The organism is Enterobacter cloacae complex sp. 402C9 (genome assembly GCF_050030745.1).
Taxonomy (GTDB): domain Bacteria; phylum Pseudomonadota; class Gammaproteobacteria; order Enterobacterales; family Enterobacteriaceae; genus Enterobacter; species Enterobacter intestinihominis.
This window is the reverse complement of the sequence record NZ_JBLGUW010000001.1, coordinates 1,462,144-1,485,878: the sequence shown is the minus strand read 5'-3', so window position 1 is coordinate 1,485,878 and position 23,735 is coordinate 1,462,144. Positions and strand designations below refer to the sequence as shown.

Below are 23,735 nucleotides of genomic sequence, written 5' to 3'. Positions count from 1 at the left end.
AACAGCCACTATTGTGGCACTTTCTCTCCGCTGCCGCAAAAAGAAAAGCCCGGCTTTACGACCGGGCTTCCAGATTACTGCGGGTTAGCAGGCTTACGCGGGCGGCGTCGGCGCTGCCCCTCGCCTGCCGGTTTCCCTTCGCCGCTACGCCATGGGTTTTCACCGGCCGGTTTGCTGTCGTTATTACGACGCGGCGGTTTGCCCGAAGATTTCGGCGCGCCGCCTTCGGCACGACGCGGCTGCTGACCGCGACCACCGCCGCCCTGACCGCGCCCGCCACCCTGACGACCGTTCTGAATTGGCTCGGCTTTGATTGACGGGTCAACTTCATAGCCCGGGGTTTCAATGCGCGGGATCTCTTTCTTCAGCAGGCGTTCGATGTCGCGCAGCAGCTTGTGCTCATCCACGCAAACCAGAGAGAGCGCTTCCCCGGTTGCCGCCGCGCGTCCGGTACGGCCGATACGGTGAACGTAATCTTCCGGCACGTTTGGCAGCTCGTAGTTCACCACGTGCGGCAGCTCTTCGATATCCAGACCGCGTGCGGCGATGTCGGTTGCCACCAGCACGCGTATGTCGCCGGACTTGAAGTCTGCCAGTGCGCGGGTACGCGCGCCCTGGCTCTTGTTGCCGTGAATGGCCGCGCTGCGGATGCCATCTTTATTCAGCTGTTCCGCCAGGTGATTGGCGCCGTGCTTGGTGCGGGTAAACACCAGCACCTGCTGCCAGTTGCCCTGGCCGATCATCTGGGAGAGCAGTTCCCGCTTGCGCTTCTTATCTACAAAGTGCACGTGCTGCGTCACCTGCTCGGAGGCGGTGTTGCGGCGCGCGACTTCCACTTCCAGCGGGTTATGCAGCAGCTTTTCTGCCAGCGCCTTGATCTCGTCGGAGAAGGTCGCGGAGAAGAGCAGGTTCTGACGACGCGTCGGCAGCTTCGCCAGCACGCGACGAATGTCGTGGATGAAGCCCATGTCCAGCATACGGTCGGCTTCGTCCAGCACCAGAATTTCGATGTTATCGAGCTTCACCGCGTTCTGGTGTTCGAGATCCAGCAGACGCCCCGGCGTTGCCACCAGCACGTCCACGCCGCCGCGCAGCTTCATCATCTGCGGGTTAATGCTTACCCCGCCGAAAACTACCAGCGAACGAATGTTGAGATAGCGGCTGTATTCACGCACGTTCTCACCAATCTGGGCCGCCAGCTCGCGGGTTGGGGTGAGGATCAGCGCACGCACCGGACGACGGCCTTTGGCGTGTGGCTGGTTTTTTACCAGCAGCTCCAGCAGCGGCAGGGTAAAGCCCGCGGTCTTACCGGTACCGGTCTGCGCGCTTGCCATCAGGTCACGGCCCTGCAAAACGGCCGGGATAGCCTGCTGCTGAATAGGGGTTGGCTCAACGTAGCCCTGCTCTGCGATGGCGCGCAGAATTTCCGGGTTCAGACCAAGGGAATCAAAAGACATAAAAACTCCGAACCGCCCCGACCATCACAGGTGTAGTTTTCAGGGAGATATAGCGAATAGAAGGACAAAAACCACAATGTCGCGAAGGTGCGGAGTGTAGCAGCTTTTGTGACGTGGCGCATAAAATATCCCCGGCGATGACTCGACGTATGCTGGAATCAGGCATAATCTTAATCAATCGATTGATTAATTTTTAGTGCTGCTATGAATACAACCCCAACGACAACCAAAGGCGAACAGGCGAAAAGTCAGCTTATCGCCGCCGCGCTGGCGCAGTTTGGCGAGTATGGTCTGCATGCCACCACGCGGGATATCGCCGCGCAGGCCGGGCAGAATATTGCGGCCATTACCTACTATTTTGGCTCAAAAGAGGATCTATACCTCGCCTGCGCCCAGTGGATCGCGGATTTTATCGGCACCAGCTTTCGCCCACACGTGGAAGAAGCGACCGCGCTGTTCAGCCAGACAGAACCGGACCGGGTTGCCATCCGCCAGCTGATCCTTAACGCCTGTCACAACATGATCCGCCTGCTGACGCACGACGATACGCTGAACCTGAGCAAATTTATCTCCCGCGAGCAGCTCTCCCCCACTGCCGCGTACCAGCTGGTACACGATCAGGTGATCGCCCCGATGCATAGCCATCTGACCCGGCTGATCGCCGCCTATACCGGACGGGACGCCAGCGATACGGACACCATTTTGCATACCCACGCCCTGCTGGGCGAAGTGCTCGCCTTCCGTCTGGGGCGCGAGACCATCCTGTTACGTACGGGCTGGACACAATTCGATGAGGATAAAGCCGCGCAAATTAGCCAGGTCATTACCTGTCACGTTGATCTGATCCTGCAAGGCTTAACGCAAAGGAGCCAGAAGTCATGAAAAAACCTGTCGCCATTATTCTGGTGGTTGTTGTCTTGCTTGCTGCGGGAACAGGCGGCTGGCTGTGGTATCAGAGCCAGCAGGATCGTGGCCTGACGCTGTACGGCAACGTGGATATCCGCACCGTGAACATGAGCTTCCGCGTCGGCGGACGGCTGGCCTCGCTGAGCGTTGACGAAGGCGATGCCATCAAAACCGGGCAGACGCTGGGGATGCTGGACAAAGCCCCGTTTGAAAACGCGTTGATGCAGGCAAAAGCGGGCGTCGCCGTCGCACAGGCGCAGTACGACCTGATGCTGGCGGGCTATCGTGATGAAGAGATCGCCCAGGCGGCCGCTGCAGTTAAGCAGGCAAAAGCCGCCTATGACTATGCGCAGAATTTCTATAACCGTCAGCAAGGCTTATGGAAAAGCCGCACTATTTCCGCCAACGACCTGGAAAACGCGCGCTCATCCCGCGACCAGGCGCAGGCGACGCTGAAATCTGCCCAGGATAAGTTAAGCCAGTACCGCACCGGTAACCGCGCGCAGGACATTGCCCAGGCGAAGGCCAGCCTTGAGCAGGCGCAGGCGCAGTTAGCCCAGGCGGAGCTGGATCTGCACGACACCACGTTAATCGCCCCGTCTGACGGTACGCTGATGACCCGCGCCGTGGAGCCGGGCAGCATGCTCAGCGCGGGCAGCACCGTGTTAACGCTCTCCTTAACCCGTCCGGTGTGGGTGCGCGCTTACATTGATGAGCCGAATCTTGGCCAGATGCAGCCGGGCCGCGAACTGCTGCTCTACACCGATGGTCGCCCGGACAAGCCGTATCACGGCAAAGTGGGCTTCATCTCCCCAACGGCCGAGTTCACGCCAAAAACCGTTGAAACCCCGGATCTGCGTACCGACCTGGTGTATCGCCTGCGCATCATCGTCACCGATGCGGACGACGCGCTGCGTCAGGGCATGCCTGTTACCGTGACCTTAAACGACGGGGAACAACATGAATGATGCGGTTATCGAGCTCAATAATCTGGTCAAACGCTTCCCGGGAATGGCTAAACCGGCGGTCGCGCCGCTGAACTGTACGATTCAGAAAGGCTATGTGACCGGGCTGGTGGGGCCGGACGGCGCGGGTAAAACCACGCTGATGCGGATGCTGGCGGGATTGCTGAAGCCGGATGAAGGCAGCGCCAGCGTGCTTGGCCTCGATCCCATCAAAGACGACGCGGCGCTCCACGGCATACTCGGCTATATGCCGCAGAAGTTTGGTCTGTATGAAGATCTGACGGTAATGGAAAACCTCAACCTGTATGCCGATCTGCGCAGCGTTACCGGCGAAACCCGGCAGAAAACCTTCGAGCGTCTGCTGGCGTTTACCTCCCTCGGCCCGTTCACCGATCGGCTGGCGGGCAAACTTTCCGGCGGGATGAAGCAGAAGCTGGGGCTGGCCTGCACGCTGGTGGGCGAACCGAAGGTGCTGTTGCTGGATGAACCCGGCGTCGGCGTGGACCCGATTTCCCGCCGCGAGCTGTGGCAGATGGTGCACGAGCTGGCGGGTGACGGCATGCTGATCCTCTGGAGTACCTCTTACCTTGATGAAGCAGAGCAGTGCCGTGACGTGCTGCTGATGAACGAAGGCGAACTGCTCTATCAGGGCGAGCCCACCGAGCTGACGCAAACCATGGCCGGGCGCAGTTTTCTGCTACATAGCGCGCAGGAATCCAACCGCAAGCTGCTGCAACGGGTGCTGAAGCTGCCCCAGGTGAGCGACGGGATGATTCAGGGCCGTTCGGTGCGCGTGATCCTCAAAAAAGAGGCCACCGCCGACGATATCCGGCGTGCGCAGGGGATGCCTGAAATCGACATGACAGAGACCGCGCCGCGCTTTGAAGATGCGTTTATCGATCTGCTGGGGGGGGCGGGAACCTCAGAATCACCGCTTGGCGCCATTCTGCACACGGTGGAAGGCACGCCGGGCGAAACGGTCATTGAAGCGAAATCGCTCACCAAAAAATTTGGCGATTTCGCCGCCACCGATAACGTCAATTTTGCCGTGAAGCGCGGCGAGATATTTGGCCTGCTCGGGCCGAACGGTGCGGGGAAATCCACCACCTTTAAAATGATGTGCGGCCTGCTGGTACCGACCTCCGGCAAAGCGCTGGTGCTGAACATGGATCTCAAAGTCAGCTCCGGCAAGGCGCGCCAGCACCTGGGCTATATGGCGCAGAAGTTTTCGCTCTACGGCAACCTGACGGTGGAGCAAAATCTGCGATTTTTCTCCGGCGTCTACGGCCTGCGGGGACGGGCGCAGAACGAGAAGATCGGCCGCATGTGCGACGCCTTTGGCCTGACCGATATCGCCTCACACGCTACCGACGCGCTGCCGCTTGGCTTCAAACAGCGGCTGGCGCTGGCCTGTTCGTTGATGCACGAGCCCGACATCCTCTTTCTTGATGAACCTACGTCAGGCGTGGACCCCCTCACCCGCCGTGAATTCTGGTTGCATATCAATAGCATGGTGGAAAAAGGCGTGACCGTGATGGTCACCACCCACTTTATGGACGAGGCAGAGTACTGCGACCGCATCGGGCTGGTCTATCGCGGCAAGCTGATTGCCCACGGCACGCCGGACGACCTGAAAGCGCAGGCCGCCGACGACGCACAGCCGGACCCAACCATGGAGCAGGCGTTTATCACCCTCATCCACGACTGGGATAAGGAGAATCCTCATGCGCAGTAACGCCCTCTCCTGGCGCCGGGTGCGCGCCCTGTGCGTCAAAGAGACGCGGCAGATTGTGCGTGACCCCAGCAGCTGGCTGATTGCGGTGGTGATCCCCCTGCTGCTGCTGTTTATTTTTGGCTACGGGATTAACCTCGATTCCAGCAAGCTGCGGGTCGGGATCCTGCTGGAGCAGCAGAGCGAAGAGGCGCTGGACTTCACCCACGCCATGACCGGCTCGCCCTACATCGATGCCACCATCAGCGACAACCGGCAGGAACTGATCCAGAAAATGCAGGCCGGTAAAATTCGCGGTCTGATCGTCATCCCGGTCGATTTCGCCGCCAACATGGCACGCCCGGGCGCCGATGCGCCAATTCAGGTGATCACCGACGGCAGCGAACCGAACACCGCCAACTTCGTGCAGGGCTATGCGGAGGGGATCTGGCAGCTCTGGCAGATGCAGCGCGCCGAAGACCGGGGGGAGAAGTTTGAACCGCTGATTGACGTGCAGACGCGCTACTAGTTTAACCCCGCCGCCATCAGCCAGCATTTTATTATCCCGGGTGCAGTCACTATCATCATGACGGTGATTGGCGCGATCCTCACCTCGCTGGTGATCGCCCGCGAATGGGAGCGCGGCACCATGGAGGCGCTGCTCTCCACCGAAGTGACGCGCGTCGAGCTTTTGCTCTGCAAGCTGATCCCCTACTACTTCCTCGGCATGCTGGCGATGCTGCTCTGTATGCTGGTCTCGGTATTTATTCTTGGCGTGCCGTACCGCGGTTCGCTGGTGGTGCTGTTCTTTATTACCAGCCTGTTTTTACTCAGCACGCTGGGAATGGGGCTGCTGATCTCCACCATCACCCGCAACCAGTTTAACGCCGCGCAGGTGGCGCTTAATGCCGCCTTCCTGCCGTCGATCATGCTCTCCGGCTTTATCTTCCAGATTGACAGTATGCCGGCGGTGATCCGTGCCGTGACCTACATCATTCCGGCACGCTACTTTGTGAGCACCCTGCAAAGCCTGTTTCTGGCGGGGAACATCCCGGTAGTGCTGATTATCAACACCCTGTTTTTGCTGGCGTCGGCGGTGATGTTTATCGGGCTGACGTGGATGAAAACGAAAAGAAGATTAGATTAGCCATCGGATTTTGTAGGTCGGGAAAGCGCAAGCGCCACCCGACAGGAGGACGACGCGATGTTTCACCGTTTATGGACATTGATCCGCAAAGAGCTGCAATCCTTGCTGCGCGAGCCGCAGACCCGCGCCATTCTGGTGCTGCCGGTGCTGCTTCAGGTTGTACTGTTTCCGTTTGCCGCCACGCTGGAGGTCACCAACGCCACCATCGCCATTTACAACGAAGACAATGGCAAGCATTCCGTCGAGCTGACGCAGCGTTTCGCCCGCGCCAAAGCCTTTACCCATGTCCTGCTGCTGCAAAGCCCGCAGGCGATCCAGCCCACCATCGACACGCAGAAAGCATTATTGCTGGTGCGCTTCCCGGCGGATTTCTCCCGCAATCTGGACACCTTCCAGACCGCGCCGATGCAGCTGATCCTCGACGGACGTAACTCCAACAGCGCCCAGATAGCGGCGAACTATTTGCAGCAGGTAGTGAAGGACTACCAGCAGGAGCTGATGGCGGGCAAACCCAAACCCAACAACAGCGAGCTGGTGGTGCGCAACTGGTACAACCCGAATCTGGACTACAAGTGGTTTGTGGTGCCGTCGTTAATCGCCATGATCACCACTATTGGCGTGATGATTGTCACCTCGCTGTCCGTGGCACGCGAACGTGAGCAAGGTACGCTGGATCAGCTGCTTGTCTCGCCGCTCGCTACATGGCAGATATTTGTCGGCAAGGCGGTGCCGGCACTGATTGTCGCGACGTTCCAGGCCACCATCGTGCTGGGGGTGGGAATATGGGCGTACCAGATCCCGTTTGCCGGATCGCTGGCGCTGTTTTACTTCACGATGGTGATTTACGGCCTGTCGCTGGTGGGGTTTGGGCTGCTGATTTCCGCGCTCTGCTCAACGCAGCAGCAGGCGTTTATCGGGGTGTTTGTCTTTATGATGCCGGCGATTTTGCTTTCAGGGTACGTGTCGCCAGTGGAGAACATGCCGGTGTGGTTACAGGATCTGACATGGATAAACCCAATTCGTCACTTCACGGATATCACCAAGCAAATCTATCTGAAGGATGCGAGTCTGGATATTGTGTGGGGAAGTTTGTGGCCGCTACTGGTCATCGCGGCCACAACGGGCTCAGTGGCCTATGCGATGTTTAGACGAAACATCGCGTAGCTTTTTCTCTTTGGTGAGCAACGACACCACCGCAGGCCCTGCGAGGATAGCCAGACCCGCCAGGGCCAGCAGCAGGTTGTTTTGCAGCACGCGTGACAACAGCCACAGGACGATCATTGCCGCACCAAAATACCAGGTGGTGGTGAGCTCTTCGAGCACATCACCCACTTCACGCCAGCGCGCGTCGTGGTGACGCTGTAAAAACAGCATCGACAGCACGGTCACGCCGTAAACCACACATAACCCTAAGCCGACACGCACCAGCGTGCCGCTCATCCAGCCCATCACCAGTACGGCCACGACCAGTAAATGCAACATTATCTGCCAGCAACTTAAACCGGTTGCGACACGAACGCGTTGTTGCCACTTCATGGCTTCTCTCCTGAAGGATTTTTCTCTGCTAATTCAGACTACCGCACTTTACGGAAAATTCCGTAACGCCGCATCTTTTTGTGACGCCTACTACACTTTATTTTCATCGGGATAGTCACCCAGGAAGGTGTTTATGAGCAAAAGAACGCAGCATTTCTCGCTTAAGGTGCTGACGATAAATATTCATAAGGGCTTCACAGCATTTAACCGCCGCTTCATTTTACCGGAGCTGCGCGACGCGGTACGCACCGTCAGCGCCGATATTGTCTGCCTCCAGGAGGTCATGGGCGCGCACGAAGTGCACCCGATGCATTTCGAAAACTGGCCCGACACGCCCCATTACGAGTTTCTGGCGGATACCATGTGGAGCGATTACGCCTACGGGCGCAATGCGGTCTACCCGGAGGGGCATCACGGTAACGCAGTGCTGTCGCGTTTTCCTATCGAGCATTATGAGAACCGGGACGTCTCCGTTGGCGAGAGCGAAAAACGCGGGTTGTTATACTGCCGCATCACGCCACCGGCGCTCGATTTTCCCATTCATGTGGGCTGCGTTCATCTTGGCCTGCGTGAGGCCCACCGTCAGGCTCAGCTACAGATGCTGGCAGACTGGACCAATGCGCTGCCGGAGGGCGAGCCCGTGGTGGTGGCCGGTGATTTTAACGACTGGCGACAGCGGGCCAACCATCCTCTGAAGGTGAATGCGGGGCTGGAGGAGATTTTTACCCGCTCACGCGGTCGTCCCGCGCGGACGTTTCCGGTGCGCTTCCCCCTGCTGCGCCTTGACCGCATCTACGTAAAAAATGCCCACGCCAGCAGCCCGACGGCGCTGGCTTTACTCAACTGGCGACATCTCTCCGACCATGCCCCACTCAGCGCGGAGATCCACTTATGAAATGCACATGGCAGGAAGGTAACCGTATTACGCTGCTGGAAAATGGCGATAACTTTTATCCGGCAGTCTTTGAGGCGATTAGCCACGCACAGCAGAAAGTCTTTCTGGAAACGTTTATCTGGTTTGAAGACGACGTGGGCAGGCAGTTGCACAGCGCGCTGCTGCAAGCCGCTCGTCGCGGTATAAAAATCGAGGTCCTGCTCGACGGATATGGTTCGCCGGATCTCAGCGACGAATTTGTTAACGAGCTCACCGCCGCAGGGGTGGTATTCCGCTATTACGATCCCGGCCCGCGTCTGTTCGGGATGCGCACCAACCTGTTCCGCCGAATGCACCGCAAAATTGTGGTGGTGGACGAAACGGTGGCCTTCGTGGGCGGCATTAACTACTCCGCCGAGCATATGTCGGATTACGGTCCCGAAGCGAAACAGGACTACGCGATCCGCATTGAGGGACCGGTGGTTCAGGACATCCAGCTGTTCGTGCTGGAAAACTTACCCGGCAAAGAGGCCGCTCGCCGCTGGTGGCGACGCCGCCATCGCCCGGAAGAGAACCGCAAGCCCGGCGAGGCGCAGGCGCTGTTCGTCTGGCGGGATAACGAGGAGCACCGGGACGATATCGAACGTCACTACCTGAAGATGCTGGCGAACGCGAAGCGCGAGGTGATTATCGCCAACGCCTATTTCTTCCCCGGTTACCGGATTTTGCACGCCATGCGCAACGCGGCCCGACGCGGCGTGAGCGTGAAGCTCATCGTCCAGGGTGAGCCCGATATGCCGATTGTGAAGGTGGGCGCGCGTCTGCTCTATCGCTATCTGGTCAAAAGCGGCGTGCAAATCTATGAATATCGCCGCCGCCCGCTGCACGGCAAAGTGGCCGTGATGGATGACCACTGGGCGACCGTTGGCTCAAGCAACCTCGATCCGCTGAGCTTATCGCTCAATCTGGAAGCGAACCTGATCATCCACGATCGCCAGTTTAATCAGACCCTGCGCGATAACCTTCAGGGTCTGATCAATAAAGACTGCGTGCGTGTGGATGAGTCCATGGTGCCGAAACGCAGCTGGTGGAACGTTGGCATCGGCGTGGTGGTGTTCCACTTCCTGCGCCACTTCCCGGCCATGGTGGGCTGGCTGCCCGCGCATACACCGAAACTGGCGCTGGTGGATCCGCCAGTGCAACCCGAAATGGAAACCCAGGACCGCGTAGAGGCGGAAGATGGAGGGAAAACCTGATGTCGAAATCTCATCCTCGCTGGCGGCTGGCGAAAAAAATCCTGACCTGGCTGTTCTTCATTGCCGTCGCGGTCCTGCTGGTGGTGTATGCCCAAAAGGTGGACTGGGAAGAGGTGTGGAAGGTTATTCGCAACTACAACCGGACAGTCCTGCTGGGGGCGGTTGGCCTGGTGATTGTGAGCTACCTGATGTACGGCTGCTATGACCTGTTGGGACGCGCCTACTGCGGGCATAAGCTTGCCAAACGGCAGGTTATGCTGGTGTCATTCATCTGCTACGCCTTTAACCTGACGCTGAGCACCTGGGTTGGCGGGATTGGCATGCGCTATCGCCTGTACTCCCGCCTTGGCTTACCGGGCGGCACCATCACGCGTATTTTCTCGCTGAGTATCACCACCAACTGGCTGGGGTATATCCTGCTCGGCGGGGTGATCTTCACCATTGGCGTGGTGCAGCTGCCTGCGCACTGGTACATCGATGAGGCCACCCTGCGCATTCTGGGCATCGTACTGCTGCTGATCATCGCCGCCTACCTGTGGGCCTGCGCCTTTGCCAAACGTCGTCATATGACCATTAAAGGGCAGAAGCTGGTGCTGCCGTCATGGAAGTTTGCCGTCCTGCAAATGGTGGTTTCCAGCGCCAACTGGATGGCGATGGGGGCCATTATCTGGCTGCTGATTGGCGAAGATGTGAATTACTTCTTCGTGCTGGGCGTGCTGCTGGTAAGCAGTATTGCCGGGGTAATTGTGCATATTCCGGCGGGGATCGGCGTACTGGAAGCGGTGTTTATCGCGCTGCTTGCAGGGGAGCATGTGTCTCACGGGACGATTATCGCTGCCCTGCTCGCGTACCGCATGATCTACTACTTCCTGCCGCTGGCGCTGGCAACGATCTGTTATCTGGTGCTGGAGAGTCGGGCGAAGAAGCTGCGCGCCAAAAACGAGAAGGCGATGGCAAAATAAAAGCAAAACGGCAACTTCGTTGCCGTTTTTAGGGTTTGTTCCCTCTCCCTGTGGGCTGAGGGATCCCCAGTAATTTTTTTATGCAGAAGCAATAAAGTTGCTTTCTAAATGACTGAGGGCTGTCAGCGATGCCCTGGTCCGGCTGTAAATCGCTGAGGCGTTTGCCTTCCGGCCGGGGCGAGGCGCAGGGATGCGCCGAGAGGGCGGCTTTACAGGGACGTTGCCTCCGCCCGTACCCGATAAGCCGGAAGGAATAAGCCGAGGGCACCGCGAAGCGGCGATTTACCGCCGGGAGCCCGGGTCGCCAGGGTGGTGGCGACTGAGCCACCCTGGCACGTTCACCGGTCATGTCGTTACAGAGTAGCAAGGAACATAAAGTGAACGGAATGACCACCACCGCCGTATGTTCCCCTCACCCTAACCCTCTCCCCGGAGGGGCGAGGGGATTGCTCAGTGCTCGCATTAATTTGTGGGGAACCCTCAGCCCTGTGGGAGAGGGTCAGGGTGAGGGCATCAGACAGCGCCACCCTCACTAGCGACGGTTGCCGAAGATACGCAGCAGCATCAGGAACAGGTTGATGAAGTCCAGATACAGCGTCAGTGCGCCCAGAATCGAGTATTTGCGCAGGTTTGAACTGTCGCGAACATCAATTTGTTCACCGATGTTTTTCAGTTTCTGGGTGTCGTAGGCGGTTAAGCCCACGAAGATCACCACCCCGATATAGGTCACCGCCCACATCAGCGCGTCACTCTTCAACCACAGGTTCACCAGCGACGCCAGCACAATCCCTATCAGCCCCATAAACAGCATGTTGCCGAAGCCGCTCAGGTCACGTTTGGTGGTGTAACCGTACAGGCTCATCACACCGAACATCCCGCCGGTCACCACAAAGGTGCTGGCGATGGAGGAGTAGGTGTAAACGATGAAAATACTGGAGAGCGTCAGCCCGGTCAGCGCCGAATAGAGCATAAACAGCGTGGTCGCCATGCCCGCGCTGAGCTTGTGCACCAGCCCGGAGAGCACGAATACCAGCGCCAGTTGCGCAATAATCAGCCCAAAGAAGGTGATTTTGCTGGAGAAGATAAACATCATCAGTTCAGGCGTGTTTGCCGCATACCACGCGATAAACGCGGTAAGCAGCAGGCCAACCGTCATCCAGCCATATACCTGAGCCATGTAGGTTTGCAGCCCGCTACGGGTCTGCTGAACTATCGAATCGGAACGCGGAAATCGGTCCATGATTCACTCCTGATTAAGTAAACACACACGTTAAGACTAACACATCCACGTAAACCTGTTACCAGCGGCTGGCAGCCTGTTTGTCGCTGTCCCGCGATTCCACCCAGCGCTCACCTTCCGGCGTCGCTTCACGCTTCCAGAACGGCGCTTTAGTTTTGAGGTAATCCATGATGAACTCCCCCGCCGCAAAAGCACTCCCGCGATGGGCGCTGGTGACGCCGACAAACACAATTTCTTCGCCGGGCCACATTTCGCCGATGCGATGGATAACCGTAACGCGCCCCAGCGGCCAGCGGCCTCGCGCCTCTTCGACAATGGCCGCCAGCGATTTTTCGGTCATTCCCGGATAGTGCTCCAGCGTCAGCGCTTTTACGCTGTCGCCGAGATTATGATTACGCACTTTCCCGGTAAAGGTCACGACCGCGCCGTCTTCGTCGCGCCCGGCCAGCCAGTCATATTCCGTGCCCACGTTAAAACGCTCATGGCCAACCAGAATTCGGGTTTCCGTCATCTCAACCCCCTGTGACCGGCGGGAAGAAGGCCACTTCATCCCCATCAGCCAGCGGGTGGGTCAACTCCACCAGCGTCTGATTCACGGCGGCCAGCAATTTGCCTTCATCCAGCGCCAGCGCCCAGCGGTCGCTTTGCGCCGCCAGATGCGCACGCAGGGCGGCGACGTTTTCGAAAGAGCCGTCCAGCGTCAGGCTGTCGGTATTGATCAGCTCACGGACCTGGGCAAAAAAGAGCACCTTAATCATGGCTTTCCACCTTAAAATCACCGGATTTGCCGCCGCTTTTTGCCAGCAGACGCACCGGGCCAATCACCATATCTTTCTGCACCGCTTTACACATGTCGTAGATGGTCAGTGCCGCCACGGAGGCTGCCGTCAACGCCTCCATCTCCACGCCGGTTTTCCCGGTTAAGCGGCACAGGGACTCGATACGCACGCGGTTATGCTCCGGCTGCGCCTGCAAATTTACCTCCACTTTGCTAAGCATCAGCGGATGGCAGAGCGGGATGAGGTCCCAGGTACGTTTAGCGGCCTGAATACCGGCGATGCGGGCGGTGGCAAACACATCACCCTTGTGATGGCTACCGTCGATAATCATCGCCAGCGTCTCCGGTAGCATGGTGACGAACGCTTCAGCACGCGCCTCGCGCACCGTTTCGGCTTTGGCGGAGACATCCACCATATGCGCTTCGCCAGCGGCGTTTATGTGGGTCAGTTGTGACATAGCTTATTTCTTTAAATGGGGATGGAAATTACACGGACGGGTACGGGCATCCAGCTGCGGGGCAATAATGTTTTCCCACGCGGTGCGGCAGGCTTTGGTCGAGCCCGGCATGGCGAAGATCAGCGTCTTGTTCGCTACCCCCGCGACGGCACGGGACTGGAGCGTAGAGGTGCCAATCTCTTCAAATGAGAGCATGCGGAACACTTCGCCGAAGCCTTCTACTTCGCGATCGAACAGCGGAAGCAGCGCTTCCGGCGCCTGGTCGCCTGCGGTAAAGCCGGTGCCGCCAGTGATCAGTACAACCTGGACGTCATCACTCGCAATCCACTGTGAAACCTGAGCGCGAATGGCGTAACGGTTCTCTTTGACGATCGCTTTATCAACAATCTGGTGCCCGGCTTCGTGTGCCGCCTCGTGCAGCCAGTGGCCGGAGGTATCATCCTCTTCACCACGACGTTCGGCAACGGTAAGAATAGCAATGCGTGTCGGGATAAATTCCGCGCTTACCTGACTCATCTTCTGGTTCCTTCTAAAGCCTGATTACCCGCCGATATAGGACAGGTTCTGAGTAATGCCGGTGTTGCCCTGATGCAGGAAATGGGTCTGCTTTTTGTGCGTCAGCGCCTCGGAAATGCGTGCTTCAAGCGCGTCCTGTTGGGCGTCGTCTTCCAGCAAATCGCGCAGATCGACGCCGCCATCCCCGAACAGGCAGAGGTGCAGCTTGCCGACAGAGGAGACGCGCAGGCGGTTGCAGCTGGCACAGAAGTCTTTTTCATAGGGCATGATCAGGCCGATTTCGCCTTCATAATCCGGATGACAAAAGACCTGCGCCGGGCCATCGCTGCGCTGGCGGATCTGGTGGATCCAGCCGCGTTTCAGCAGTTCGTCACGCAGGACCATGCCGGAGATGTGATGGCGACGGAACAGCTCGCTGCCCTCCCCGGTCTCCATCAGCTCAATAAAACGCAGTTGAATGCGGCGCGGTTTGATCCACGCCAGAAAGGTGTCCAGCTGATGGTGGTTCACATCACGCATCAACACGGTATTGACTTTGACCTTGTCGAAACCGGCGGTGAACGCGGCATCGATGCCGTCCATTACCTGCTGGAACTTATCCTGGCCGGTAATGGCGTGGAACTGACGGGCGTCCAGGCTATCGACGCTGACGTTGATCGCCGTCAGCCCCGCATCGCGCCAGTTCGCCACGTCACGCGCCATGCGGTAACCGTTGGTGGTCACCGCTATCTGGCGGATACGTTCGTTTTCACGCACGGCGGCAATGATGTCAGGGAAATCACGGCGCAGGGAGGGCTCTCCCCCGGTAAGACGCACTTTTTCCGTACCGAGTTCAGAGAACGCGCGCGTGACGCGGCGTACTTCTTCCACGGAGAGAAAGCCGTTGTTGGTGACGCTGCCCGGCTTGTAGCCATCGGGCAGGCAGTAGGTGCAACGGAAGTTACACACGTCGGTAATCGACAAACGTAAGTAGAAAAACTTACGCGCGAAAGCATCAGTAAGTTGTGAAGCCATGTACACCTTTCCAGATCGGGAGGCACAGTCATTTCTTTCTGTACCCTGGTGGCAAATCCGCCACGGCCAGGGCGCCATATCTCTCGACACAGGCGCCAGGGCTAGAGTGTATGTTTTCAGTTTTGAAAACGTGGTTATGGCGATAGTAGCGTGGAAATCGCCACTTCGCCATTGTCGCTTTTCGCTATATAAATTTATACATAACGATGTTATCGTGCATTTTCACTACAGAATACGCAAAAACAGCGCTTTCGCATTGATATACGTCATTATGGTTTGTGAGAGGCATCGTCTTTTAGGAGTAGTTGCGTTACTGTGACGCAAGCTTAACAGGATAAGGAATAGGTATGCGCAATCGCACTTTTGCGGATCTGGACCGCGTGGTCGCTCTTGGAGGAGGTCACGGTCTGGGACGGGTTATGTCGTCGTTATCGTCACTGGGCTCACGCCTGACGGGCATCGTGACAACAACGGACAACGGCGGCTCAACCGGGCGGATCCGACGTGCTGAAGGCGGGATAGCCTGGGGTGATATGCGCAACTGCCTCAACCAGCTCATCACTGAGCCAAGCGTGGCCTCGGCGATGTTTGAGTACCGTTTTGGGGGAAATGGCGAACTTTCAGGCCATAACCTTGGAAATCTGATGTTAAAGGCGCTGGATCACCTGAGCGTGCGCCCTCTGGAAGCGATCAATTTAATTCGTAACCTGCTAAAAGTGGATGCGTTCCTGATCCCGATGTCCGAACAGCCGGTAGATTTGATGGCGATCGATGCTGACGATCACGAAGTGTATGGTGAAGTGAATATCGACCAGCTTCTCCTTCCGCCAAAAGAGCTGATGACCTACCCCAGCGTACCCGCAACGCGTGAAGCGGTTGAAGCGATTGGCGAGGCCGATCTGATCCTGATTGGGCCGGGGAGTTTTTATACCAGCCTGATGCCGATCCTGCTGGTGAAAGAGCTGGCGCAGGCGCTGCGCAGAACGCCTGCGCCCATGGTCTATATCGGTAATTTAGGCCGCGAACTCAGTCCGGCGGCGGCAAGCCTGTCGCTGGCGGATAAGCTGGACCTGATGGAACAGTATGTTGGTAAGAAAATTATCGATGGTGTCGTGGTCGGGCCAAAAGTAGATGTGTCGGGGATTGGCGATCGCGTGGTGGTGCAGGAGCCGCTGGAAGCCAGCGATATTAAATATCGCCACGACCGCCATCTGCTGCGCGAGGCGCTGGAGAAGGCGATTCAGGCATTAGGTTAGGTTCGTTTTGTGCGGCCTGATGCCCTCACCCCGGCCCTCTCCCACAGGGCTGAGGGTTCCCCACAAATTAATGCGAGCACTGAGCAATCCCCTCGCCCCTCCGGGGAGAGGGTTAGGGTGAGGGGAACATACGGCGGTGGTGGTCATTCCGTTCACTTTATGTTCCTTGCTACTCTGTAACGACATGACCGGTGAACGTGCCAGGGTGGCTCAGTCGCCACCACCCTGGCGACCCGGGCTCCCGGCGGTAAATCGCCGCTTCGCGGTGCCCTCGGCTTATTCCTTCCGGCTTATCGGGTACGGGCGGAGGCAACGTCCCTGTAAAGCCGCCCTCTCGGCGCATCCCTGCGCCTCGCCCCGGCCTGCAGGAAACGCCTCAGCGATTTACAGCCGGACCAGGGCATCGCTGACAGCCCTCAGTCATTTAGAAAGCAACTTTATTGCTTCTGCATAAAAAATTACTGGGGATCCCTCAGCCCACAGGGAGAGGGAGAAAACCCCACCGGGCAAAAAACTACGATGCCGCAATAAACAGATCCCGCAGCTGATGCAGCTGATCGCGGATTTGCGCAGCCTCTTCGAACTCCAGATTCTGCGCGTGCTGCATCATCTGCCCTTCCAGCTCGTGGATCTTTTGCTGCAACGCTTTCGGTGTCAGCGCGACGGTATCCTCCTCCACCACTGAACGGGCCTTGCCGCGCCCTTTCGCTTTGGTCTTCGCAATGTTCTGACCCAGCGCCAGGATATCCACCACCTTCTTGTTCAGCCCCTGCGGCGTGATGCCGTGCTCTTCGTTATAGCGCTGCTGCTTCTCGCGACGACGTTCCGTTTCGCCAATCGCTTTGGCCATCGACGGGGTGATTTTATCCCCGTACAGAATCGCCTTCCCGTTGACGTTACGCGCGGCACGGCCAATGGTCTGGATCAGCGAGCGCTCGGAACGCAGGAAGCCCTCTTTGTCCGCGTCCAGAATCGCCACCAGCGACACTTCCGGCATATCCAGACCTTCTCGCAGAAGGTTGATACCCACCAGCACGTCGAACTCGCCCAGGCGCAGGTCGCGGATGATCTCCATACGCTCCACGGTATCAATATCCGAGTGCAGATACCGCACCTTCTCGCCGTGTTCTTCCAGATACTCCGTCAAATCCTCCGCCATACGTTTGGTGAGCGTGGTCACCAGTACACGCTCGTTGATGGCGGAACGGGCACGTATTTCCGAGAGCAGATCGTCCACCTGCGTCGCCACCGGACGCACCTCGATAATCGGATCCAGCAGCCCGGTCGGACGCACAACCTGGTCCACCACGTCATCACCGGATTTCTCCAGCTCGTAGTTGCCCGGCGTCGCCGATACGTAGATGGTCTGCGGAGCAAGCGCCTCAAATTCTTCAAACTTCATCGGACGGTTGTCCAGCGCTGACGGCAGTCGGAATCCGTACTCCACCAGCGTCTCTTTACGCGCGCGGTCACCGCGGTACATCCCGCCGATCTGGGGGATCGTAACGTGGGATTCGTCGATCACCAGCAGGCCGTCCGCCGGAAGGTAGTCAAACAGCGTCGGCGGCGCTTCGCCCGGCCCGCGCCCGGAGAGGTAGCGTGAGTAGTTTTCAATGCCGGAGCAGTAGCCCAGCTCGTTCATCATCTCCAGATCGAACTGGGTACGCTGGCTCAGGCGCTGCTCTTCCAGCAGCTTGTTGTTCGCCAGCAGCACCTTGCGGCGGTCTGCCAGCTCAATTTTAATCTCTTCCATCGCCTGTACGATACGCTCGCGTGGCGTCACGTAGTGCGTTTTTGGGTAGATGGTGAAGCGCTGGATCACCGACTCCACGTGACCGGTCAGCGGATCGAACAGCGACAGGCGTTCAACCTCTTCATCGAACAGCTCCACGCGCAGCGCCATGTCGTCCGATTCCGCCGGGAAGATATCAATCACCTCACCACGTACGCGGAAGGTCCCGCGCTGGAACGCCTGATCGTTACGGGTGTACTGCAACTCCGCCAGACGGCGCAAAATTGCCCGCTGATCGATGATCATCCCCTGCGTCAGGTGCAGCATCATCTTGAGATAGAGATCCGGATCGCCCAGGCCGTAGATCGCCGACACCGAGGCCACCACCACCACATCACGACGCTCCAGCAGCGCCTTGGTCGCCGACAAACGCATCTGCTCGATATGTTCGTTCACCGAGGCATCTTTCTCGATAAACGTGTCGGAGCTGGGAACGTAGGCTTCCGGCTGGTAGTAGTCGTAGTAGGAGACGAAATACTCCACCGCGTTTTCCGGGAAGAACTCTTTCATCTCACCATACAGCTGCGCCGCCAGCGTTTTGTTCGGCGCAAGAACCATCGTAGGACGCTGGAGATCGGCGATGACGTTGGCAATAGTGAAGGTTTTACCCGAACCGGTTACCCCCAGCAGGGTCTGGTGCGCCAGCCCGTCTTCCAGCCCCTCTTCCAGGCGACGAATGGCCTCGGGCTGATCCCCGGAAGGACGGAAAGCAGAATTCAATTTGAACGGTTTACTCATGGGCGACGACCTGATGACAGAATAAGCGGCAGGTGAGTAATTTTACTCGTTGTGGCCAGGATTGCCAGTAAAAAACACTGGATGGAAAACCAGTAGCGTGTCAGGATATTTAGCGTAGCGCAGAGAGGATTAGTGCGTTCGCGAGCTAAATTTCAACTGTGACAATATAAAACACCAGCCTCAGGGGGTTATCCCCAGAACTATTACTTTTTTAACATTTGTCAAGGGCGGTTATGAAAGTTTTATGGCAACAGGTGTCGCTGGCGCTGAGGGAATTGCTTTTATCTAATTCGTTAAAAAATATAGACTATTTCCTAAAGCCGCGTTTCGCATCAATTTGGGCGTAACCCGCGTATTCTCTCGCTTATCGCGTGTTTTCTAACTCTAATGCACAAGGTTATCCACAGGAATAGTGGATAACTGCCTCCAGCCCGTACAGCATGCACTCCAGCAAATTCCCGGTTTTTCCCACGAAGCGGCAGTAAAAAATTTTTATCACTCTTTTTTGCCTGGAAAACGTTCATTTTTTCATAAGTAACCGGCGAGATCTTAATCACAATTCCGTCATTTTCCCTGCACCACGATTCGACACGCACGGCACCGGTAGCGTGCAATTCGAACAAACGTTAAGCTTTTAGCAGTGGGTTATTCCTAAAAATGGCTCTTTTTTAATCATTATTTTGTTTCTGGCAGGCGTTTTGCAGATATCAGCCTGAGCATTACCCCACACATTTTTAAGGAGAGAAAGATGTTGAGTCTGCGTGCTGTAAATCAGTTTTACGGAAGCCAACATACGCTATGGAACGTGAATATCGATTTCCCGCAAGGAATCTGTACGGGCATTGTTGGCCTGCCTGGCATGGGTAAATCCACGCTCATGAACTGCATTACCGGAAAGGTGCCCGTTGAAAGCGGCACCATCATATGGCATGAGGCTGGCGCGCCGCCGCGTAATTTGCTCGGCCCTGCGTCAGCATTAACGGCGCCGCCAACGATAGGCTACGTCCCGCAGGATCGGCGGATATTTTCCCAGCTGACCGTCGATGAAAATCTGCATATCGCTATGCGGGCGACGGGGAAATCCGACCCGACATCAAAAAATGACGTGTACGCCCTGTTTCCGGAGCTCTATCCGCTGCGACAGAGCCGTGCCTCTGCGCTGTCCCCCGACGACCAGTATCAGCTGGCCCTCGCCAGTGCGCTGGTTAATCGCCCGCGCGTGTTGATTCTGGATGAGCCCATGTATGGCGCAGGGCAAGGCTTCGCCCGCAGGCTGGGTCAACTGCTGGTACGGTTGAATCGGGAGCTGGGAATGACGGTGCTGTTAGCGGAGCAACAGCTGTCGTTTATCCGCCGGGTAGCGGATCGTTTCTGCATGCTCTATCGCGGGCGTAACGTGGCACAGGGCCACGTTAACGAGCTGGATGACGACCTTATTGCGCACTGGATGGCGCGGGACATAAGGCGCTGAGGTCAAGATAGCGTCCGGTTTCCGCCTGCTCTGCGCCGTCGGCAAGCCACGGGATCTCGCCGAGAAACGGCGCAGGCAGCACCCGCTTCAGCGTCGCCAGATACTCAGCATGACGTTTACCCGGCGCAACCACGTCATTGGCAATCCACCCTGCCAGACGCAACCCGGCCTGCTGCACGGCATGAGCGGTCAGCATGGCGTGATTGATACAGCCAAGCTTCACGCCGACCACCAGAATGACCGGAAGCTGTTCGGCCTGCACCCAGTCAGCAAATGTCTGCTCGTCGGACAGCGGGGTAAACCAGCCGCCAGCCCCCTCCACCAGCACCCAGTCGGCCTGCGTTTCCAGGTCGCGTAATCCGGAAGAGAGCACCGAAAAATCAATCGGACGATCTTCATCGGCGCTAACGATGTGCGGCGAGGTGGGTTCAGCAAAGGTATAGGGGTTCACCGCAGAATAGGCCAGCGCAAGGCTGCTGTTACGCTGTAGCGCCAGCGCATCAGTATTGCGTAAGCCTTCCGGCGTCATCTCGCTGCCGGAGGCTACGGGCTTATACCCGGCCGTTGTTTTCCCCAGCAGACGCGCCGCCTGCAACAGCGCAGCGCTGGCAACCGTTTTACCGACCTCAGTGTCCGTACCGGTAACAAAATAACGTTCAGTCACGTTCAATAATCCCATGAAAAAGATGATAAGAGAGCGGGAACCGGCCCCGATCCTGCGGCCAGGCCAGCCCGAGACGCTGGAGTTGTCCGCGGGTAAGGGGTTTCTTCTCCCGACCGGCGTGCAGGTGCGTCGCGCCTATGCCCTTAAGAGAGCGCATGGCGCTTAACGCATCGCTAAATTCGAGGGTGACGGTCTGGACCTCACTGCGATAGCGCCAGCCTGCCAGCGCCTGAGTGACCTGTTCGTGCGAGAGAAACCGGTTGGCGTGCGGCTGCGCATCCACCGCCCTCCACGCCTGATTCAGCTCCGGCAACGAACTTTCCAGCAGGGTGGTAAAGGCCACCGCTCCGCCGGGCCGTGCCACGCGGTAAAGCTCGCGTAGCGCCTGCGACAGGCTGGTGCACCACTGCACCGCCAGATGGCTCCAGACGAGGTCAAACAGGGCATCCTCCAACGGGATGGCCTCGATATCGGCCACCAGATAACGGTCTGCTGACTGCTGCTGGCGGGCTTCATCCAGCATCTGCGCGGATAAATCCAGCGCCGTGACGTGGCTGCCCGTTGCGCGCCAGTAGCGGCTATTGCCGCCTGGCCCGCAGCCCGCGTCCAGCACCTGCATAAAATGCCCCTCACCGAGCGCGGCCAGCAGCCCGCGCGCGCTCAGGCGTTGCAGCTCATCGTGCTGTGAATAGCTTTGCGCTGCCCGGCCAAACGCGGCGGCAACGGCCTGTTTATTGACGGGAGACATACAGTGCCTCCAGAAGCGTATCGATATCCTGCGGCTCGTGCGCTGCCGTAAGCGTCAGACGCAAGCGCGCGGTGCCTGGCGGCACGGTGGGTGGGCGGATCGCCGTGACCCACTGCCCGCGTTCTCGTAGCGCCTGTGCCAGCATCAGCGCCCGATGGTTTTCACCCACAATCACGGGCTGAATGGCGCTGTGCGAGTCGGTAAGCCGGTAAGGCAGTTCGCTTACCCCCCGGCGAAAACGCTGAATATGGTCGGCCAGGCGAGCCCGGCGTTCAGCGCCGTCTTCGCCGCGGATCACCGCAAGCGACGCTGAGAGTGCCACGGCCTGCGCCGGGGGCATGCTGGTGCTGTAGATCAGGTGCCGGGCGAACTGTACCAGGTAGTCGGCCACCGGCTCGCAGCACAACACCGCGGCACCGCTGACGCCGAAGCCTTTGCCGAAGGTGACCACCAGCAGTTCCGGCCTGACGCCCTGCTGATAAGCGCTTCCGCGCCCCTCCTCGCCGGTGACGCCAATGCCGTGGGCATCGTCGACCAGCAGCCAGGCGTTCTGTTGTTTTGCGGCGTCGTGCAACGCGGCCAGGGGCGCGCTGTCGCCGTCCATGCTAAATACCCCTTCCGTGACCGCCAGCTGAAGCCCTGAACAGGGTTTACCCAGCAGGACGTTCAGCTGAGAGGCATCGTTATGGGCAAAACGCCGCAGCTGTGCCGGGCTGAGACTGGCGGCTTCAAGCAGGGAGGCGTGGCTCAGGCGGTCCGCGATGATGCGGTCGTCTTTGCCCATCAGGGCGGCAATCACCGCCTGATTCGCGGCAAAACCGGAGATAAACAGCAGCGCCCGCGGGTAGCCCAGCCAGTCGGCCAGCTCTTCCTCCAGCGCCTGATGGGCCGTGGTGTAGCCGCTGACGTGCCCGGAGCCACCGCTGCCCACGCCGTAACGATCCGCGCCCTGCTGCCAGGCACGAACGATCTGCGGGTGCTGGCTCAGGCCCAGATAATCGTTGCTGGAGAAATTACAGAACCGCTCTCCTTCCCGGGTGAGAAAACGGCCTGCACCGTTTTCCACTACCCTGCGTACCCGAAATGCATCTGCCGCCCGCCGCTCGTCGAGCGCGGTCCTGATACGTGCCTGCCAGGTCATACGGCTGCCGCGTTGTAGAACTGGTCAGTGTCGGCGTTGAAAATCTGCTGCTCCAGCTGCTGCTGTTGCTCGTTATCCCCCGCCTGTACCCCGGTCTGGTGTGGGTTCAGCCCCAGCTTGCGGAACAGCTGAACGTCTTTGTCCTCTTCCGGGTTTGGTGTGGTCAGCAGTTTGCAACCGTAGAAGATGGAGTTGGCCCCGGCCATAAAGCACATTGCCTGGGTCTGCTCGCTCATCTGCTCGCGACCGGCAGAGAGGCGAACGTAAGAGGTTGGCATCATGATGCGCGCCACCGCGATGGTGCGGATGAAATCGAAGGCATCCACGTCCTCATTATCCGCCAGCGGCGTACCTTTTACCTTCACCAGCATGTTGATGGGCACGCTTTCCGGCGGGGTCGGCAGGTTCGCCAGCTGTAACAGCAGGCCGGCACGATCTTTTACCGTTTCGCCCAGTCCCACGATCCCGCCGGAACAGACCTTGATCCCCGCATCACGCACTTTATCCAGCGTATCCAGACGCTCCTGATAGGTGCGCGTGGTGATGATGTTGCCGTAGAATTCCGGCGAGGTATCGAGGTTGTGATTGTAGTAATCCAGCCCTGCCGCCGAGAGGCGCTGCGCCTGCTCCTCGTTAAGCGTACCCAGTGTCATGCAGGCTTCAAGCCCCATCTCCTTCACCCCCTTCACCATCTGCTCCAGATAGGGCATGTCGCGCTCATGGGGGTTTTTCCACGCCGCGCCCATGCAGAAGCGGGTTGAGCCAGCGTTTTTGGCCTTGCGCGCTGAGTCGAGCACCTGCTCGACTTCCATCAGGCGCTCGGATTCGAGACCGGTTTTATAGCGCGCGCTTTGCGGGCAATATTTGCAGTCTTCCGGGCAAGCCCCGGTTTTAATCGACAGCAGCGTGCTGACCTGAACATGACGCGGATCGAAGTGCTGGCGGTGCACCTGTTGCGCCTCAAACATCAGCTCCAGGAAAGGTTTGTTGAATAATTCAGTGACTTGCGACATCGTCCAGCTTACGTGGTGAGCCATCGGGCTTCTCCAAAGGGTTTTGTTAATTGTCGGTTCGGTTTATACTTGTAAACCTAAAACTTTTCAAA

General features: G+C 58.2%; 22 protein-coding genes, 1 pseudogene and 1 riboswitch. Of the genes and pseudogenes, 10 read left to right on the top strand and 13 right to left on the bottom strand.

Features of this window, described 5'->3' with window-relative positions; translation table 11 throughout:
• Positions 1-74 precede the first annotated feature (74 nt).
• Positions 75-1,457: an ATP-dependent RNA helicase RhlE gene (gene rhlE, locus ACQG1K_RS07080; RefSeq protein ID WP_017693771.1), complete on the bottom strand. Its 1,383-nt coding sequence runs from the start codon at positions 1,455-1,457 to the stop codon at positions 75-77.
• Between the two features lie 204 nt (positions 1,458-1,661).
• Here rhlE and cecR point away from each other — a divergent pair, with 204 nt between their 5' ends.
• The 5 genes and pseudogenes from cecR (at position 1,662) to ACQG1K_RS07055 (ending at position 7,350) form a co-directional block, all read left to right on the top strand.
• Positions 1,662-2,339, top strand: coding sequence for a transcriptional regulator CecR (cecR, locus tag ACQG1K_RS07075; RefSeq protein WP_022647510.1), 678 nt, complete (start codon positions 1,662-1,664; stop codon positions 2,337-2,339).
• The gene (gene hlyD / locus ACQG1K_RS07070; protein WP_063146198.1) at positions 2,336-3,331 is read left to right on the top strand and encodes a secretion protein HlyD; all 996 of its coding nucleotides are present in this window, start codon (positions 2,336-2,338) and stop codon (positions 3,329-3,331) included. The genes cecR and hlyD overlap by 4 nt, the downstream gene beginning before the upstream one ends.
• Positions 3,324-5,063, top strand: a complete 1,740-nt coding sequence (locus ACQG1K_RS07065) for an ATP-binding cassette domain-containing protein (RefSeq protein WP_367074648.1) — start codon at positions 3,324-3,326, stop codon at positions 5,061-5,063. The genes hlyD and ACQG1K_RS07065 overlap by 8 nt, the downstream gene beginning before the upstream one ends.
• A pseudogene (locus tag ACQG1K_RS07060) lies at positions 5,053-6,186 on the top strand (ABC transporter permease). Before ACQG1K_RS07065 ends, ACQG1K_RS07060 begins: the two are co-directional and overlap by 11 nt.
• Positions 6,187-6,243: 57 nt before the next feature.
• Positions 6,244-7,350, top strand: coding sequence for an ABC transporter permease (locus ACQG1K_RS07055; protein WP_022647506.1), 1,107 nt, complete (start codon positions 6,244-6,246; stop codon positions 7,348-7,350).
• On the opposite strand, the gene ACQG1K_RS07050 is transcribed toward ACQG1K_RS07055, so the two are convergent.
• Positions 7,312-7,722, bottom strand: a complete 411-nt coding sequence (locus ACQG1K_RS07050; RefSeq protein ID WP_003858499.1) for a YbhQ family protein — start codon at positions 7,720-7,722, stop codon at positions 7,312-7,314. The genes ACQG1K_RS07055 and ACQG1K_RS07050 overlap by 39 nt on opposite strands.
• Positions 7,723-7,855: 133 nt before the next feature.
• Between ACQG1K_RS07050 and ACQG1K_RS07045 the strand changes: the two genes are divergently transcribed.
• From ACQG1K_RS07045 to ACQG1K_RS07035, 3 genes are read left to right on the top strand one after another with little or no spacing between them, the layout of a single operon-like run.
• Positions 7,856-8,617: an endonuclease/exonuclease/phosphatase family protein gene (locus ACQG1K_RS07045; RefSeq protein ID WP_022647505.1), complete on the top strand. Its 762-nt coding sequence runs from the start codon at positions 7,856-7,858 to the stop codon at positions 8,615-8,617.
• Positions 8,614-9,852, top strand: a complete 1,239-nt coding sequence (gene clsB / locus ACQG1K_RS07040) for a cardiolipin synthase ClsB (RefSeq protein ID WP_022647504.1) — start codon at positions 8,614-8,616, stop codon at positions 9,850-9,852. The genes ACQG1K_RS07045 and clsB overlap by 4 nt, the downstream gene beginning before the upstream one ends.
• The gene (locus ACQG1K_RS07035) at positions 9,852-10,814 is read left to right on the top strand and encodes a lysylphosphatidylglycerol synthase domain-containing protein (RefSeq protein WP_023299637.1); all 963 of its coding nucleotides are present in this window, start codon (positions 9,852-9,854) and stop codon (positions 10,812-10,814) included. The genes clsB and ACQG1K_RS07035 overlap by 1 nt, the downstream gene beginning before the upstream one ends.
• A gap of 532 nt (positions 10,815-11,346) precedes the next feature.
• Here the strand turns inward: ACQG1K_RS07035 and ACQG1K_RS07030 are convergent.
• The 6 genes from ACQG1K_RS07030 to moaA all read right to left on the bottom strand — a co-directional run bounded on the left by ACQG1K_RS07030 (position 11,347) and on the right by moaA (position 14,820).
• Positions 11,347-12,054, bottom strand: coding sequence for a Bax inhibitor-1/YccA family protein (locus ACQG1K_RS07030; protein WP_015571081.1), 708 nt, complete (start codon positions 12,052-12,054; stop codon positions 11,347-11,349).
• A gap of 58 nt (positions 12,055-12,112) precedes the next feature.
• Complete coding sequence (gene moaE, locus ACQG1K_RS07025; RefSeq protein ID WP_022647503.1) at positions 12,113-12,565, bottom strand: molybdopterin synthase catalytic subunit MoaE; 453 nt, start codon at positions 12,563-12,565, stop codon at positions 12,113-12,115.
• Between the two features lies 1 nt (position 12,566).
• Positions 12,567-12,812, bottom strand: coding sequence for a molybdopterin synthase sulfur carrier subunit (moaD, locus tag ACQG1K_RS07020; RefSeq protein ID WP_022647502.1), 246 nt, complete (start codon positions 12,810-12,812; stop codon positions 12,567-12,569).
• Positions 12,805-13,290 carry a cyclic pyranopterin monophosphate synthase MoaC gene (gene moaC, locus ACQG1K_RS07015; protein WP_006809528.1) on the bottom strand — a complete coding sequence of 162 codons (486 nt, stop codon included), beginning with the start codon at positions 13,288-13,290 and terminating at the stop codon, positions 12,805-12,807. Before moaC ends, moaD begins: the two co-directional genes overlap by 8 nt.
• A gap of 3 nt (positions 13,291-13,293) precedes the next feature.
• Positions 13,294-13,806, bottom strand: a complete 513-nt coding sequence (moaB, locus tag ACQG1K_RS07010; protein ID WP_367076653.1) for a molybdenum cofactor biosynthesis protein B — start codon at positions 13,804-13,806, stop codon at positions 13,294-13,296.
• A 24-nt stretch (positions 13,807-13,830) separates the two neighbouring features.
• Positions 13,831-14,820: a GTP 3',8-cyclase MoaA gene (gene moaA, locus ACQG1K_RS07005; protein ID WP_022647500.1), complete on the bottom strand. Its 990-nt coding sequence runs from the start codon at positions 14,818-14,820 to the stop codon at positions 13,831-13,833.
• A riboswitch (molybdenum cofactor riboswitch) is annotated at positions 14,808-14,941 on the bottom strand. Its footprint overlaps the gene before it by 13 nt.
• 226 nt (positions 14,942-15,167) lie before the next feature.
• Between moaA and yvcK the strand changes: the two genes are divergently transcribed.
• On the top strand, positions 15,168-16,076 hold the full coding sequence (yvcK, locus tag ACQG1K_RS07000; protein WP_023299636.1) for a uridine diphosphate-N-acetylglucosamine-binding protein YvcK: 909 nt from the start codon (positions 15,168-15,170) through the stop codon (positions 16,074-16,076).
• 514 nt (positions 16,077-16,590) lie between these two features.
• On the opposite strand, the gene uvrB is transcribed toward yvcK, so the two are convergent.
• Positions 16,591-18,606 carry an excinuclease ABC subunit UvrB gene (gene uvrB, locus ACQG1K_RS06995; protein WP_003858519.1) on the bottom strand — a complete coding sequence of 672 codons (2,016 nt, stop codon included), beginning with the start codon at positions 18,604-18,606 and terminating at the stop codon, positions 16,591-16,593.
• A 748-nt stretch (positions 18,607-19,354) separates the two neighbouring features.
• Here uvrB and ACQG1K_RS06990 point away from each other — a divergent pair.
• On the top strand, positions 19,355-20,077 hold the full coding sequence (locus tag ACQG1K_RS06990; RefSeq protein WP_367075620.1) for an ABC transporter ATP-binding protein: 723 nt from the start codon (positions 19,355-19,357) through the stop codon (positions 20,075-20,077).
• On the opposite strand, the gene bioD is transcribed toward ACQG1K_RS06990, so the two are convergent.
• Genes bioD through bioB form a run of 4 tightly spaced genes read right to left on the bottom strand, consistent with a single transcriptional unit; the run spans position 20,040 to position 23,667 of the window.
• Positions 20,040-20,741, bottom strand: coding sequence for a dethiobiotin synthase (gene bioD / locus ACQG1K_RS06985; RefSeq protein WP_074143867.1), 702 nt, complete (start codon positions 20,739-20,741; stop codon positions 20,040-20,042). The two genes, ACQG1K_RS06990 and bioD, sit on opposite strands and share 38 nt — an antisense overlap.
• Positions 20,734-21,489, bottom strand: a complete 756-nt coding sequence (gene bioC / locus ACQG1K_RS06980; RefSeq protein WP_022647496.1) for a malonyl-ACP O-methyltransferase BioC — start codon at positions 21,487-21,489, stop codon at positions 20,734-20,736. The genes bioD and bioC overlap by 8 nt, the downstream gene beginning before the upstream one ends.
• A complete protein-coding gene (bioF, locus tag ACQG1K_RS06975) occupies positions 21,473-22,630 on the bottom strand; it encodes an 8-amino-7-oxononanoate synthase (protein ID WP_367075623.1) in 1,158 nt (385 codons plus the stop codon). The genes bioC and bioF overlap by 17 nt, the downstream gene beginning before the upstream one ends.
• Entirely contained in the window at positions 22,627-23,667 is a 1,041-nt protein-coding gene (gene bioB, locus ACQG1K_RS06970) for a biotin synthase BioB (protein ID WP_367075625.1), read from the bottom strand. Before bioB ends, bioF begins: the two co-directional genes overlap by 4 nt.
• Between the last annotated feature and the right edge of the window lie 68 nt (positions 23,668-23,735).